This is a genomic window from Streptomyces sp. NPDC053513 (assembly GCF_044544765.1).
Classification (GTDB): Bacteria; Actinomycetota; Actinomycetes; order Streptomycetales; family Streptomycetaceae; genus Streptomyces; species Streptomyces litmocidini.
Map to the genome: position 1 here is coordinate 365,888 of NZ_JBITXP010000001.1, position 13,629 is coordinate 379,516.

Genomic DNA, 13,629 nt, shown 5'->3' on the forward strand with positions numbered 1-13,629 from the left:
GCGTTCCTCCCTGGGTCAGATCCGGCCGGGCGCCTGGGTGCCGGAGACGGCGGTCAGGCTCGCGAGGACGCGCTCCTGGACCACCCCGGCGAGGTCGCTCACGCGTCGGTGCTCGAACAGGTCCCTCGGGGAGACCGGCACCCCGAACGCCGCGCGCATGCGGACGGCCAGGCGGATCGCGTTGATCGAGTCGCCGCCGAGGTCGAAGAAGCTGTCGCGCGTGCCCACCCGGGGCACGGCCAGCACCTCGCCCCAGATCCGGCAGAGGGCCTCCTCCGTCGGGTTGGCCGGCGCCACGTACGACTCCTCGTCCGGGCGGACGCTCGCCACGGGCAGCGCCGCCCGGTCGAGCTTCCCGTTGCGGTTGACCGGCAGCACCGTCAGCGTCACCACGGCGGCCGGGACCATGTAGGCGGGCACGTGCCGGGCGACGTGGGCGCGCAGTTCGTCCGCGGTCGGCACGCCCGCGCGCGGCACCACGTAGGCGACGAGCCGCTTGCCGGCCGCGTCGGCCTGGACGACGACGGCGGCCTCGGCCACCGCCTCGTGCCGCAGCAGCACGTTCTCGACCTCGCGCGGCTCCACCCGGAAGCCGCGGATCTTGACCTGGTCGTCCGCCCGGCCGGCGAACCGCAGCGTGCCGTCCGGGTTCCAGCGGGCCAGGTCGCCGGTGCGGTAGAGGCGGGCGCCGGGCCTGCCGAAGGGGTCGGCCACGAAGCGCTCCGCGGTCAGGCCGGGCCGTCCGACGTAGCCGCGGCCCACGCCGTCGCCGCCCAGGTAGAGCTCTCCCGTGACGCCGGGCGGCACGGGGCGCAGCCGGTCGTCGAGGACGTGGACGCTGGTGTTGGGGATCGGCCGGCCGATCGGCACGTTGTCGTACCGGACGCCGGGCTCCACGGCGAAGAGCGTCGCGGCGACCGCGCACTCGCTGGGTCCGTATCCGTTGAGCAGGCGGCGGCCGGGCGACCAGGCGGGGGGGGGGGGGGGGGGGGGGGGGGGGCCGCCCCCCCCCCCCCCCCCCCCCGGGTCGTCGCGCGGTGGCCGCGCGTCGGTTCGGCGCGGTGGTCACCGCGTCGGTTCAGCGCGCGGTGATCCGCGCGTCGGTGAGGACCGGCGCGTCCTCGCGGTCCGCGGCCGTGGCCGTCAGCCGGTGGCCGTCGGGGGTGTCCCAGACGCGCAGCCGCAGGGTCTCGCCGGGGAAGAAGACCCCGGCGAAGCGGGTGCGGCAGGCGGCGACCGCGCTCGCGTCGCCGCCGAGGAGGCGGTCGGTGACGGCCTTGACCGCCATCCCGAAGGTGCAGAGCCCGTGCAGGACGGGCCGGTCGTGGCCCGCCCGCCGGGCGGTGGCGGGGTCGGCGTGCAGCGGGTTCCAGTCGCCGGTGAGCCGGTAGAGCAGGGCCTGCTGGCGGAGCGTCGGGATCTCGGCCACCAGGTCGGGCGCGCGGTCGGGGGCGGGGAGGCGTTCGGAGGGGCCGCGGTCGCCGCCGAAGCCGCCCTCCCCGTGGACGAAGATCTGGTTGCGCTGGGTGATCAGCGGCTCGCCGTCCTCGCCGAGGAGGGTGGACTCCTGGACGATGACGGCGGCCTTGCCCTTGTCGTGCACGGCCGCGACGCGGGTGACCGCGGTCGCCCGGCCCGTGGCGGGCAGCGGGCGGTGCACGGTGATCTCCTGGCCGCCGTGCAGCACGCGCGCCAGGTCGATGTCGACGCCCGGCAGGTCGAAGACCTGGAACCCGACGCCGCCGGTGCCGCCCGCGACGACCCCGAAGGTGGGCAGGACCTGGAGGCCCCGCTCGTGTCCTTCGTACGCATAGCGCAGTTCGCGCGGGTCGGTCTCGGGGACGCCGGCGCCGAGGGCCAGGTGGTAGAGCCGTACGTCGCGCTCGTCCCACCGGACGTCGGTGCGCACCGGCGGCGCGGAGGTCGCCTTCTCGACGTCGATCGGCATCAGAAGGCTCCCACGGCGTAGCGGCTGCGGAAGAACAGCAGCGGCCGGCCGTCCTCGCCGGCGTCGAGCGCCACCACCTGCGCGGTGACCAGGTGGTGGTCCCCGGCCTCGTAGACCGCGTCGAGCTCGCACTCCACGTGGGCGAGGGCCCCGTCGACGCGTACGGTGCCGTGCTCGCCGGTGCTCCAGGGCACCCCGGCGAACTTGTCGGGGCCGCTGCGGCCGAGGGCGGCGCAGGTGGCCCGCTGGTCCTCGGCGAGGATGTTGACGCAGAAGCGGCCCGCGCGCTCGATCCTCGGCCAGCTGGTGGAGTTCTTGCCGACGGCCAGCATGACCAGCGGGGGGTCGAGGGAGAGGGAGGCGAAGGACTGGCAGGCGAACCCGACGGGCTCCGCGCTGTCGGCGTCGAGCGTCGCGACGACCGTGATGCCGCTGGCGAAGCGGCCGAGCACGTCCCGGAACTCGGAGGGCGGGATCAGCCGTTCCACTGGTGGCCCCAGAAGCTGTCGGCGGTGATCTCCTTCGCGACCCAGGTGGCGGGGTCGACGACGAGGCCGTCCCAGCCGTACTCGACCTGGAAGCCGCCGGGGGCCTGGGCGTAGAAGGACACCATGCGGTCGTTGGTGTGGCGGCCGAGGCTGGAGGCGATGGGGATGCCGGCGGCGTGCATGCGGTCGAGGCCGCGGCCCACGTCGTCGAGGGTCTCCAGCTCCACCATGAAGTGCACGATGCCGGGGGGCAGGGCGCCCGGGTAGAGGCCGAGGCTGTGGTGGCGGCGGTTGGGGCTGAGGAAGTGCATCCAGTGGAAGTCCCGCTGCTCGGTGGCGGTCGGGACGGCCTGCGGCGGCAGCTTCATCGAGTCGCGCAGCTGGAAGCCGAGCAGGTTCTCGTAGAAGTCGAGCGCGGCCTCGATGTCCGGCACGGGGAGCACGACGTGGCCGAGGCCCAGGTCGCCGGTGACGAAGCGGTTGCCGTACGGGGTGCCGAGGGCGCTGTGGTCCTGTGCCTGGCCCCAGTAGATCTCCAGCGGGTTGCCGCCCGGGTCCGTGACGTGGATCAGGCCCTGGACGCGGCGCTCGGCGAGTTCGGCGGGGTCGGCGGCCTTGACGGCGACGCCGGCCGCCTCCAGCTCCTCGGCGGCGCGGGCGAGGGCGGCGGCGTCGGCCACCTCCCAGCCGGCCGCGAGGAGCCGGTCGCTCTCGCCCGCCTGGACGACGATGCGGTGGGCGCGGTCGTCCAGGCGGAGGCAGAGGGTGTCCTCGGTGGTGCCGGATGCCTCCACCATGCCGAGGACGTCGAGCGCGTAGCGGCGCCACTCGTCCAGGGTGGTGGTCTCCAGGCGCAGGTAGCCGAGAGCACGGATGTCCATGGTGTGCACCTCTTCGGTGGAAGGTTCAGAGGGGTTCGGTGGGGTTCAGTGGGAGAAGAAGTCGACGGCGAGGCGGTTGAACTCGTCGGCCTGCTCGGTCTGGGCCCAGTGGCCGCAGTGCGGGAAGACGTGCAGCCGGGCGTCGGGGATGGTCTTGAGGGCGACGAGCGCGCCGTCGAGGGGGTTGACGCGGTCCTCGCGGCCCCAGGTGAGGAGCACCGGGTGGGTGATCCGGTGGGCCTCGCGCCAGAGCATCGTGTCCCCGGCCCAGGCGGGATCGGCGAACGAGGCGCCCATCCGGACGCTGCCGAGCCGGGTGTCGGGGTCGGTGGCCGAGGCCCAGCGCTCCTCGACGAGTTCGTCGGTGACGATCGACTGGTCGTACGCCATCACGCCGAGGAAGGCGCGCAGTTGGTCCTTGGTGGGCTCGGGTGAGGCGTTGAACTCGAAGAGCCGCTTGATGCCCTCGGTCGGGTCGGGGGCGAAGAGGTTGACGGAGACTCCGCCGGGGCCCATCAGGAGGAGCTTGCCGACCTTGTCCGGGTGGTTCAGGGCCATCCGGACGGCGGTGCCGCCGCCGAGGGAGTTGCCGACGAAGTGCGCCTGTCGGACGCCCAGTTCGTCCATGAGGGCGGCGACGGCGTCCGCGCTGTAGCTGAAGTAGTCCTTGTCGAGTTCCGGCTTGTCCGAGCGGCCGAAGCAGGGCTGGTCGACGAGCAGGGTGCGGAAGTGCTCGGCGAAGACGGGGAGGTTGCGGCCGAAGTTGCTCCAGGCGGAGGCGCCGGGGCCGCCGCCGTGCAGCATGATCACGACGGGGGCGTCGTCCCGGCCGGCGGGCGCGGCCTCGTGGTAGTGGAGGGTGAGCCCGGCCGCCTCGGCGGTGCGGGAGGTCGACTCGTAAGTGAGCTCTGCCATCGTCAACGCCTCTCAGGCCATGGTGTCTTGGATGTCGATGCCGAGCACGCTCTGCCCGTACATGACCAGGGCTCGCTCGGGGTCGTTGGCGGCGTGGCCCCGGCCGGTGTGGGCGTCGCGCCAGGCGCGCTGGACGAGGCCGGGGCCGGTGCGCATGGCGCTGCCGCCGGAGTTCTCCATGAGCAGGTCGACCGCGGCGACGGAGCGTTCGGTGGCGAGGACCTGGTCGCGGCGGGTGCGGGTGCGCAGCTCCATGGGGATCTCCTCGCCGCGCTCGGCGAGGGCGTACATCTCGCCCATGTTGCGGGTCAGCTGCAGCCAGCTCGCGTCGATGTCGCCGGCGGCGCGGGCGATGCGGACCTGCGCGAAGGGGTCCTCGGCGACCTTCTGGCCGTACGAGACGCGGAACCGCTTCCGGGTGGCCTCGGCGTAGGACTCGAAGGCGCCCTCGGCGATGCCGACGATCGGGGTGGAGATGGTGGTGGTGAACACCCCGGCGTACGGCAGCCGGTACAGCGGCTCGGGGTTGACCTCGTGGCCGGGCACCTCCAGGGCGGTGACCGGGCCGAAGCTGAGGGCGCGGTGGTCGGGGACGAAGACGTCCTCGACGACGACGTCGTTGCTGCCGGTGCCGCGCAGGCCGACGGTGTCCCACACGTCGTCGATCCGGTAGTCGGGCCTGGGGATCAGGAAGGTGCGCATGTCGACCGGGTTGCCCTCGCCGTCGGTGACGAGGCAGCCGAGCAGCGCCCAGCGGGCGTGGTCGCAGCCGGAGGAGAAGTGCCAGCGGCCGGAGAGCCGGAATCCGCCGTCGACGGCGGCGGCCTTGCCGGTGGGGGCGTACGAGGAGGCGATGCGGGTCTTGGGGTCCTGCCCCCAGACCTCCTGCTGGGCGCGGGGGTCGAACAGGGCGACGTGCCAGGGGTGGACGCCGACCACGGAGGCGACCCAGCCGGTCGAACCGCACGCCTTGGCGATCTCCTTGACCGCCGTGTAGAAGACCACCGGGTCGGCCGCGCGGCCGCCGAAGGCCTTGGGCTGGAGCAGCTGGAAGAAGCCGGTGTCCTCCAACTCCTTGACGGAGGTGTCGGGCACGCGTCGCAGCGTCTCGGCCTCGGCCGCGCGGTCGCGCAGGGCGGGGGCGAGGTCACGGATCGCTGCCAGGACGTCGTCGGCCATGGGGCATCCCCTTTCGGGTCGTGGTGGGGGAATGCCAGGACCGTACGGCGTGCCGTACGGCGACGAAATGCGCTGCTCCCACTGAGCGGGAACCCGCCCGGGGAAGGCCTTCCGGGTCAGAGCATCGGGTCGTGGACGTCCATGCCGAGGGCGTCCTGGGCGTAGAGGACCAGGGCCCGCTCCACGTCGTTGGCCGCCTGGCCGCGGCCGGTGTGCAGGTCGCGCCAGGCCCTCTGCAGGACGTCGTCGCCCGTGCGCAGCGGTCCGCGGCCGGCGTTCTCCATGAGCAGGTCCACGGCGGTGATGGCGCGCTCGGTGGCCAGGGCCTGGTCGCGGCGGGCGCGGGCGCGCAGTTCCCTCGGGATCTCCGCCCCGGCGCGCGCGACCGCGTACAGCTCCGCCATGTTGCGGGCGAGCTGCAGCCGGGCGGCGTCGATCTCGCCGGCGGCGCGGGCGATGCGCACCTGGGCGAAGGGGTCCTCGGCGGCCCGCCGGCCGGGCGCGGTCCGGAGGCGCGCGCGGGCGGCGGTGACCTGGTCCTCGTGGGCGCCTTCGGCGATGCCGACCATCGCGGTGGAGATGGCGGTGGTGAAGACGGCCGCGTACGGCAGCCGGTACAGCGGTTCGGGGTGGACGTCGTGCCCGGGGCAGCGCAGCACGGTCACCGGGCCGTAGCCGAGCGCCCGGTGGGCGGGGACGAAGGCGTCCTCGACGACGATGTCGTTGCTGCCGCTGCCGCGCAGGCCGACCGTGTCCCACACGTCGTCGACGCGGTAGTCGGCGCTCGGCACCAGGAAGGTCAGCATGTCGACCGGGTTGCCCTCGCCGTCGGCGACGAGGCCTCCGAGCAGCGCCCAGCGGGCGTGGTCGCAGCCGGCGGAGAAGTGCCAGCGGCCGGAGAGCCGGAATCCGCCGTCGACGGCGGTGACCTTCCCGGTGGGGGCGTGGGAGGAGCAGATCCGGGCGGACTCGTCCGCGCCCCAGACCTCCTCCTGCGCCCGGGGGTCGAACTGGGCCACGTACCAGGGGTGGACGCCGAGGACCGACGCCGCCCAGCCGGTCGATCCGCAGGCCTTGGCGATCTCGTGCACGGCGGCGTAGAAGAGGGCGGGGTCGGCGGCGAGTCCGCCGTACGCCCGGGGCCGGAGCAGCCGGAAGAAGCCGGCGGCCTCCAGTTCCCCGACGGAGGCGTCGGGCAGTCGGCGCAGGTCCTCCGCCTCGGCCGCGCGCTCGCGCAGGGCGGGGGCGAGGGCGCGGACCGCCGCGAGGACGTCGTCGTCGCGCATGGGCGCCCCTCTCGGATTCCGGTCCGGTCGTGCCGTGACGGGAAGGAACCTACGCGTTACTGTTCCGAGACGGAACTCCCCCTTCCCAGCGCCCGTCATCCTCTGGCAATCTCCACGCAATACCGGAGATTACGGACCCAGCCACGGGCCGTTCGGCTGTGCTGTCCGTGTGGGAGGTGTCGATGACGACCCATGCTGTCGAGCCCGTCGAGGCCGGGGCGCCGCCTCTGTCCCTGCTGGAGAAGGCGGCGAAGGTGCTGAGCGCCTTCGAGAGCGCGGGCCCCCGTCTCACCCTCACCGAGGTCGTGCAGCGCTCGGGCATCCGCCGCTCCTCCGCGCACCGCATCCTCGACCAGCTGGTGCAGCTGCGCTGGCTGGAGCGCGAGGGCCGCGACTACCGGCTCGGCATGGGAATGCTGGAGCTCGGCGCCATGGCCTCGCACCACAACCGGCTCCGCCGGGCGGCCCTGCCCCATCTGCACGCGCTGCACGAGTCCACCGGCCATCTGGTGCACCTGACGGTGCTCGACGGCTCCGAGGTGGTCTATCTGGAGCGCATCGGCGGTTCGGACGACTCCGTCGTGCCCTCGCGCACGGGCGGCCGGCAGCCGGCGTACTGCACGGCCTCGGGCAAGGCGATCCTGGCCTTCGGCGACAGCGGGCCGGTGGAGCAGGTGATCCGGGACGGCCTGCGGGCACGCACCCCGCGCACCATCACCCGCCCCGAGTCCTTCCGTCGTGAACTGGCGATGACGCGGGAGCGCGGCGTGGCCTTCGACCACGAGGAGGGGTACCGGGGCGTGTTCTGCGTGGCCGCCCCGCTGCGCGGCGCCGGCCGGGCCGTCGCCGCGATCTCGGTGAGCGGCCATGGCGTCCACCGGGAGATGGAGCGGCTGGCCCCGGTCGTGCGCGGCTGCGCGCGGGCGGTGTGGCAGTCGATGTTCGGGCCGGGGCGGCAGCCGGAGAAGCGGGCCCAGCCGGTCGACGCGGGGCCCGTGGGGCTTTCGCAGCCCTCGATGGACAACATGATGGCCTGGCTGCGCTTCAGCGACTGGATGTGAAGCGCGCCCTCAGGGCGGCGAGGCCGGTGCCGTACGTGCCGTCCCCGAAGACCGACTCCACCCGGGGCACGACGTCGTCCGTGCCCCGGTAGGCGGCGGACCACCGGACCTCCGCGCCTTCGGGGTGCGGGCGCACGGCGAGCGTCGCCACGTAGTCGTGGACCGGGAGCATGACGGGGTCGAGGAGGGTGTAGCGGTACGAGCGGGCGGTCGCGTCACGGTCGAGCAGGCGCTCCCGGGCGACGGTCTCGCCGTCGACGGCGAAGACCCGGACGGTCCCGGGGACGGCCGGGTCCCCGCCGTCCTCCAGGGTGGACGGCGGCACGTGGGGGTGCCAGTCGGCGAGGGCGCCGAAGTCGCCGACGACGGCCCACACGGCGTCGGGGGCGGCCGGGACGACGGCGGAGCGTTCGAGCGTACGGCGGTTCATGGGCGTCTCCTCGTTGCGGGGGCTCATGGACGTCTCCTCGTGACGGACACGGGTGCGGGCACGGGCACGGGTGCGGATACGGATGCGGATACGGGCGTACGGCGAGGGGCACCCGTACCCGCACGGGTGCCCCTCCAGGTCCTGCCGGGTCTCCTCGTACGGGACGTCACCAGGTGCGGTCGCCGCGCAGGACCGCGTCGGCTCCCCCGTCGGCGAAGACGACCTGCCCGGTCACGAGGGCGTTCTCGGGCGAGGCCAGCCAGGCGATGAGCGGGGCGATCTGCTCGGGGCGGGCATGGCCGTGCAGCGGCATCGGCACGCTCCGTTCGACGAGTACCCGCATCTCGGGGTCGTCGAGCAGCGGCCGGGTCAGGGGCGTGACGACCACGCCGGGGGCGACGGCGTTGAGCGGGACGCCGTCACCGGCCCACGCCCCGGTGGGGGCGGCGCGGCGGACCCAGCGGGAGATCGCCGCCTTGGAGGAGGAGTAGACGAGGTGGCCCTCGCCCCGGTCGACGGCCGCGCGTGAGGCGGCCACCGCGGCCTCCTCGTCCCCGGCGAGCGCGGCGTCCACGATGGCGGGGTCGACCGGGTGGACGGAGTCGACGGATCCGACGACCACGGCCCGGGGATCGGTGCCGGCCACGAGCAGCGGACGCAGTCCGTCGAGCGTGGCCACGGCACCGAAGTGGTTGACCTTGACGGTGAGGGGGTCGAAGTGGGCGACGCCCGCGCAGGAGACGACGGCGTCGAGACGGCCGCCGGTCAGCTCGCGGGCCCGGGCGACGAGTTCGGACCGGCCCTCGGCGGTGGAGAGGTCGGCGCGGATGTCGCCGTCGGCGAGGTCGGCCCCGACGACGGTGTGGCCTTGTCTCCGCAGGAGGTCGGCGGTGGCCTTGCCGATGCCGGAGGCGGCTCCGGTGACCAGGCAGGTTCGGGACATGACGGTCTCCTCGTCGGGAGTATCAGGAGTAGGTGATCTCGACCCGGCCGGTGAGCGGGAGGGCCTGGCAGGCCAGGACGTATCCCTCGGCGACGTCCTGGTCGTCCAGGACGTCGTTGCGGAGCATCTTGACCTCGCCGGACACGACCCGGCAGGTGCAGGCGCTGCAGGCGCCCTCCCGGCAGGAGTACGGGGCGTCCACGCCCGCGGCGAGGAGCACGTCGAGCAGGGGTGCCGTCGGCGGCCAGGCGACCGTGCGGGTCTCGCCGTCGAGCTCGACCTCGGCCTCGGCCGTGCCGCCGTCCTCGGCCGCCGTGGCCGTGGGCACCGTCGGGGCGTCGAAGACGTCGGCGCCGAGGGAGAAGAACCGCTCCCGGTGGACGCGGTCGCCGGGCGCGCCGAGCGTGCGCAGGGCCTCCTCGACGGCGTCCATGAGCGGCTGCGGGCCGCAGACGAAGGCCTCGCGGCCGGCGTACGGCGCGAGCGCGGCGGCCAGCAGTTCCACGACGGGCAGGCCCTGGAGCGACTCCAGCCAGTGGATCACGAGCAGCCGGTCCGGGTGGTCCTCGGCCAGCTCCCGCAGCTCGTCGCGGAAGATGACCGAGGACTCGTCGCGGTTGGCGTACAGCAGCACCACCCGGCCCCGGCCGGCGACCAGGGCCGACTTGGCGATCGACAGGACCGGGGTGATGCCGCTGCCTCCGGCGACGAGCAGCAGGTCCTCGTCGAGGGAGTCCGGGGTGAAGGTGCCGGCCGGGGGCAGCGCCTCCAGTTCGTCGCCGGCCGCCAGCCGGTCGCAGACCCAGTTGGAGCCGTACCCGCCGGCGACCCGTTTGACGGTGATCTTCAGGGGCTCGCCGGTGTGGGGCGAGCCGGCGAGGGAGTAGCAGCGGGCGGCCGGCCTCCCGTCGGCGCCGGGCAGCTTCAGGGTGAGGAACTGCCCGGGGCGGTACGCGAAGCGGTCCGCGCTCTCCGCCGGCGCCCGGAGCACCAGGGAGTGCGCGTCGGCCGTCTCGGCGATGACCTCGACGACGCGCAGCCGGTGGGTGCGGGCCCCGGTCGTGGACTCAGACATCGACGGCCTCCGGGGTTCCGACGGCCGGGGAGCCGTACGCCGGGGAACCGGCCTCCGGGATTCCCCGGTCCGGGGTGCCGACCGTCAGGGTGCCGTCCTCGACCGCGCGGTCGATGCTCGCCCGCAGGGCCCGGCAGGTCAGCGTCCGGGCGGTGGTCGCGCCCGGGCGCACCCGGTCGCGGAACTCCGCGCAGGCGACGGCCGCGTCGGCCGTCCACTGCACGGAGGTGTGGGCGACGCTGAACTTCTCGCACAGGACCTGGTTGCCGCAGGCCGCGCACTCCACCGCTCGCATGTCAGGCTCCGCTTCCCGTCTCCGCCGCGCGGCGCGCGAGGTTCTCCTCGACCTCGGCGCGCCAGGCCGTGTTGGCGCGCCGGGTGTCGATCTCGAACTCGAAGCGGCGGGTCATCTCGTCCTTGACGTCGGCGACGTCGACGTAGAACTGCTCGTACCAGCGGCGCAGTTGGTAGACCGGGCCGTCCTCCTCGGTGAGCAGGGGGTTGTCGATCCGGGTCTTGTTCCGCCAGATCTCGACGTCCTGCTCGAAGCCGACGGTGGCCCCCTCGGCGGTGAGCCGCGCGGCCTCCGCGGCCTGCTCGTCCGTCATCCCGGGGAGGCGCTTCACGATCGCCCCGTACTGGAGCAGGAAGCTGTTCTCGTCGATCGGGTAGTGGCAGTTGATGAGGACGATCTCCATCTCCGCGCCGCCGCCGACGTCGCTGTAGAGGTGGTCGATCATGTAGGAGGGGCCGAAGTAGGAGGCGTCGGAGCGCAGGCGGCCGGAGCTGAGGGTGCCCAGCTCCATGTCCCCGCGGGGGCTGCTCTCCATGTACTGGGTGGCGACGTGGCCGTCGAAGACGTTCTTGAAGTACTCGGGGAAGGCGTAGTGGACGTAGTAGAAGTGCGCCATGTCCACGACGTTGTCCACGATCTCGCGGCAGTTGGCGCCCTCGACCCGGAGGGTCTTCCAGGTCCAGTCGCTCCACTGCTCGGCGTCGGGGCCGTGGACGCCCGCGATCTCGGGGACGGTCACCTCGGGGGGCGGCGGGTTTCCCTCCGGGTCGTTCCAGACGAAGAGCTGCCTGTTGCGCTCCAGGGAGATCCATGAGCGGGTCCTGGCGCGGGGCGGGACGCGGCGGGCGTACGGGATGCCGGCGCAGCGGCCGTCGCCCGACCAGCGCCAGTCGTGGAAGGGGCAGGCGACGGCGTCGCCCTTGACGCTGCCCTGGGCGAGGTTGCCGCCCATGTGGGGACAGTAGGCGTTCAGGACGTGCAGCTGTCCGTCGTCCTCGCCCCGGAAGACCACCAGCTTGGTGCCGAAGGCCTCGATCTCGTGCGGCTTCCCGTCCTTGAAGGCTTCGGCGAGGCCGAGGCAGTGCCAGCCGCGGGCGAACCGCGTCGGCGGCCTGCCCGCGTCGATGACCCGGACCTCGTCGTTGAGAGCAGTCATCTCGTCCCTCCTGCTTTCTGTCGGTTCACTTCTGTGCGGCGAGTTCGACGGCGATGTCGATGAGCTGGTCCTCCTGACCGCCGACGAGGCGGCGTTCACCGGCGCGCAGGAGGATCTCGGCGCCGGAGACGCCGTAGCGCTCGGCCTGCCGGTAGGCGTGCTTGAGGAAGCTGGAGTAGACGCCGGCGTGGCCCATGAGCAGGGCGAGGCGGTCGAGCCGGCACTCCTCGTCCATGACGGGGCGGACGACGTCCTCGGCCGCGTCGATGATCTTCAGGACGTCGACGCCGGTACGGATGCCCATCTTGGCGCAGACGGCGACCAGGGCCTCGACGGCGGTGTTGCCGGCGCCGGCGCCGAGCCGGCGGGTGGAGCCGTCGATCTGGAGGGCCCCGGCCCTGATCGCGGCGATGGAGTTGCCGGTGCCGAGGGCGAGGTTCTCGTGGCCGTGGAAGCCGACCTGGGCGTCGTCGCCGAGCTCGGCGACCAGGGCCTCGACCCGGGCGGTGACGTCGTCCATGACCATGGCGCCGGCCGAGTCGACGACGTACACGCACTGGCAGCCCGCGTCGGCCATGATCCTGCCCTGCCGGGCCAGCTTCTCGGGGGTCGTGGAGTGGGCCATCATCAGGAAGCCGACGGTCTCCAGGCCCATCTCCCGGGCGAGTCCGAAGTGCTGGTCCGCGATGTCGGCCTCGGTGCAGTGGGTGGCGATGCGGCAGATGCCCGCGCCGTTGCCGTGGGCGGCCCGGATGTCGTCCTTGACGCCGAGTCCGGGGAGCATGAGGAAGGCGATCCTCGCCCGCCGCGCGGTGTCGACGGCGACCTTGATGAGTTCCTGCTCGGGGGTCTTGGAGAAGCCGTAGTTGAAGGAGGATCCGCCGAGTCCGTCGCCGTGCGTCACCTCGATCACGGGGACGCCGGCGTCGTCGAGGGCGGCGACGACCGACCGTACGTCCTCGGCGGTGAACCGGTGGCGCTTGGCGTGGGAGCCGTCGCGCAGGGAGGAGTCGGTGATCCGGATGTCGAGGGTGTCCGAGTAGGGCATGCGGGGTGCTCCTTACGCGCCCGGGGCGAGGATCGCCTTGGCGAACTCCTCGCCGACCTTGGTGGCGGCGGCGGTCATGATGTCGAGGTTTCCGGCGTAGGGCGGCAGGTAGTCGCCCGCGCCCTCCACCTCCAGGAAGATCGCGACGCGTGCCGTCCCGCCGTTCTCGGGGCTCGGGTCGTCGAACTGCGGTTCGGCGCGCAGCCGGTAGCCGGGGACGTACGCGGCGACCTGCTCGGCGACCTCCTTGACGGAGAGGGCGATGGCGTCCCGGTCGGCGTCCTCGGGGATGGCGCAGAAGACGGTGTCGCGCATGATGACGGGCGGCTCGGCCGGGTTGAGGATGATGATGGCCTTGCCGCGCCCGGCGCCGCCGATGGTCTCGATGCCGCGGGAGGTGGTGCGGGTGAACTCGTCGATGTTCGCGCGGGTTCCGGGACCGGCGGAGACGGACGCCACCGAGGCGACGATCTCCGCGTACGGCACGGGGACGACGCGCGAGACCGCGTACACCATGGGGATGGTGGCCTGTCCGCCGCAGGTGATCATGTTGACGTTGGGCCGGTCGAGGTGCTCGTGGAGGTTGGCGGGCGGTACGACGGCGGGGCCGACGGCCGCCGGGGTCAGGTCGACCGCCTTGATGCCGAGCTCCGCGTAGCGCGGGGCGTTGGCGCGGTGGACGTAGGCGCTGGTGGCCTCGAAGACGATGTCGGGCTTCTCGTCCTGGGAGAGGAGCCGGTCGACGCCCTCGTGGGTGGCCTCCAGGCCGGCGCGGGCGGCGCGGGCCAGGCCCTCGCTGTCGGGGTCGACGCCGATCATCCAGCGGGGCTCGACGTGCTCGGAGCGCAGCAGCTTGTAGAGCAGGTCGGTGCCGATGTTGCCGGATCCGACGATGGCGGCGGTCGCCTTTGTCTTGATGGTCAT

At 73.4% G+C, this 13,629-nt stretch carries 15 protein-coding genes; 1 reads left to right on the top strand and 14 read right to left on the bottom strand.

The annotated features are described in order from the left end of the window. Window positions 1-15 precede the first annotated feature (15 nt). The 7 genes from ACIGW4_RS01465 to hsaA (ACIGW4_RS01495) all read right to left on the bottom strand — a co-directional run bounded on the left by ACIGW4_RS01465 (window position 16) and on the right by hsaA (ACIGW4_RS01495) (window position 6,697). Window positions 16-951 carry a phosphopantetheine-binding protein gene (locus ACIGW4_RS01465; RefSeq protein WP_399578175.1) on the bottom strand — a complete coding sequence of 312 codons (936 nt, stop codon included), beginning with the start codon at window positions 949-951 and terminating at the stop codon, window positions 16-18. Window positions 952-1,078: 127 nt separating this feature from the next. After that, on the bottom strand, window positions 1,079-1,948 hold the full coding sequence (locus ACIGW4_RS01470) for a MaoC/PaaZ C-terminal domain-containing protein (protein WP_123457140.1): 870 nt from the start codon (window positions 1,946-1,948) through the stop codon (window positions 1,079-1,081). Then, window positions 1,948-2,436, bottom strand: coding sequence for a flavin reductase family protein (locus ACIGW4_RS01475; protein WP_123457139.1), 489 nt, complete (start codon window positions 2,434-2,436; stop codon window positions 1,948-1,950). Before ACIGW4_RS01475 ends, ACIGW4_RS01470 begins: the two co-directional genes overlap by 1 nt. Then, a complete protein-coding gene (locus tag ACIGW4_RS01480; RefSeq protein ID WP_359590219.1) occupies window positions 2,424-3,317 on the bottom strand; it encodes a VOC family protein in 894 nt (297 codons plus the stop codon). Before ACIGW4_RS01480 ends, ACIGW4_RS01475 begins: the two co-directional genes overlap by 13 nt. Before the next feature lie 45 nt (window positions 3,318-3,362). After that, window positions 3,363-4,232 carry a 4,5:9,10-diseco-3-hydroxy-5,9,17-trioxoandrosta-1(10),2-diene-4-oate hydrolase gene (gene hsaD / locus ACIGW4_RS01485; RefSeq protein ID WP_399577691.1) on the bottom strand — a complete coding sequence of 290 codons (870 nt, stop codon included), beginning with the start codon at window positions 4,230-4,232 and terminating at the stop codon, window positions 3,363-3,365. Window positions 4,233-4,244: 12 nt separating this feature from the next. Next, entirely contained in the window at window positions 4,245-5,411 is a 1,167-nt protein-coding gene (gene hsaA / locus ACIGW4_RS01490; RefSeq protein ID WP_399577693.1) for a 3-hydroxy-9,10-secoandrosta-1,3,5(10)-triene-9,17-dione monooxygenase oxygenase subunit, read from the bottom strand. A 116-nt stretch (window positions 5,412-5,527) separates the two neighbouring features. Further along, on the bottom strand, window positions 5,528-6,697 hold the full coding sequence (gene hsaA, locus ACIGW4_RS01495) for a 3-hydroxy-9,10-secoandrosta-1,3,5(10)-triene-9,17-dione monooxygenase oxygenase subunit (protein WP_399577695.1): 1,170 nt from the start codon (window positions 6,695-6,697) through the stop codon (window positions 5,528-5,530). A gap of 182 nt (window positions 6,698-6,879) precedes the next feature. On the opposite strand from hsaA (ACIGW4_RS01495), the gene ACIGW4_RS01500 reads away from it, so the two are divergent. Beyond that, on the top strand, window positions 6,880-7,758 hold the full coding sequence (locus ACIGW4_RS01500) for an IclR family transcriptional regulator (RefSeq protein ID WP_311319332.1): 879 nt from the start codon (window positions 6,880-6,882) through the stop codon (window positions 7,756-7,758). Here the strand turns inward: ACIGW4_RS01500 and ACIGW4_RS01505 are convergent. From ACIGW4_RS01505 to ACIGW4_RS01535, 7 genes are all read right to left on the bottom strand, one after another. Beyond that, on the bottom strand, window positions 7,742-8,215 hold the full coding sequence (locus tag ACIGW4_RS01505; RefSeq protein WP_399577697.1) for an SRPBCC family protein: 474 nt from the start codon (window positions 8,213-8,215) through the stop codon (window positions 7,742-7,744). The genes ACIGW4_RS01500 and ACIGW4_RS01505 overlap by 17 nt on opposite strands. Before the next feature lie 139 nt (window positions 8,216-8,354). Next, a complete protein-coding gene (locus ACIGW4_RS01510; RefSeq protein ID WP_398706772.1) occupies window positions 8,355-9,131 on the bottom strand; it encodes an SDR family oxidoreductase in 777 nt (258 codons plus the stop codon). 22 nt (window positions 9,132-9,153) lie between these two features. Next, window positions 9,154-10,206: a 2Fe-2S iron-sulfur cluster-binding protein gene (locus ACIGW4_RS01515; RefSeq protein WP_399577700.1), complete on the bottom strand. Its 1,053-nt coding sequence runs from the start codon at window positions 10,204-10,206 to the stop codon at window positions 9,154-9,156. Beyond that, entirely contained in the window at window positions 10,199-10,501 is a 303-nt protein-coding gene (locus ACIGW4_RS01520) for a hypothetical protein (RefSeq protein ID WP_399577702.1), read from the bottom strand. Before ACIGW4_RS01520 ends, ACIGW4_RS01515 begins: the two co-directional genes overlap by 8 nt. 1 nt (window position 10,502) lies before the next feature. Beyond that, a complete protein-coding gene (locus ACIGW4_RS01525; RefSeq protein ID WP_399577705.1) occupies window positions 10,503-11,657 on the bottom strand; it encodes a Rieske 2Fe-2S domain-containing protein in 1,155 nt (384 codons plus the stop codon). 25 nt (window positions 11,658-11,682) lie between these two features. Then, window positions 11,683-12,705, bottom strand: coding sequence for a 4-hydroxy-2-oxovalerate aldolase (gene dmpG / locus ACIGW4_RS01530; RefSeq protein WP_123457129.1), 1,023 nt, complete (start codon window positions 12,703-12,705; stop codon window positions 11,683-11,685). A 12-nt stretch (window positions 12,706-12,717) separates the two neighbouring features. Continuing rightward, window positions 12,718-13,629, bottom strand: coding sequence for an acetaldehyde dehydrogenase (acetylating) (locus tag ACIGW4_RS01535; protein WP_399577707.1), 912 nt, complete (start codon window positions 13,627-13,629; stop codon window positions 12,718-12,720).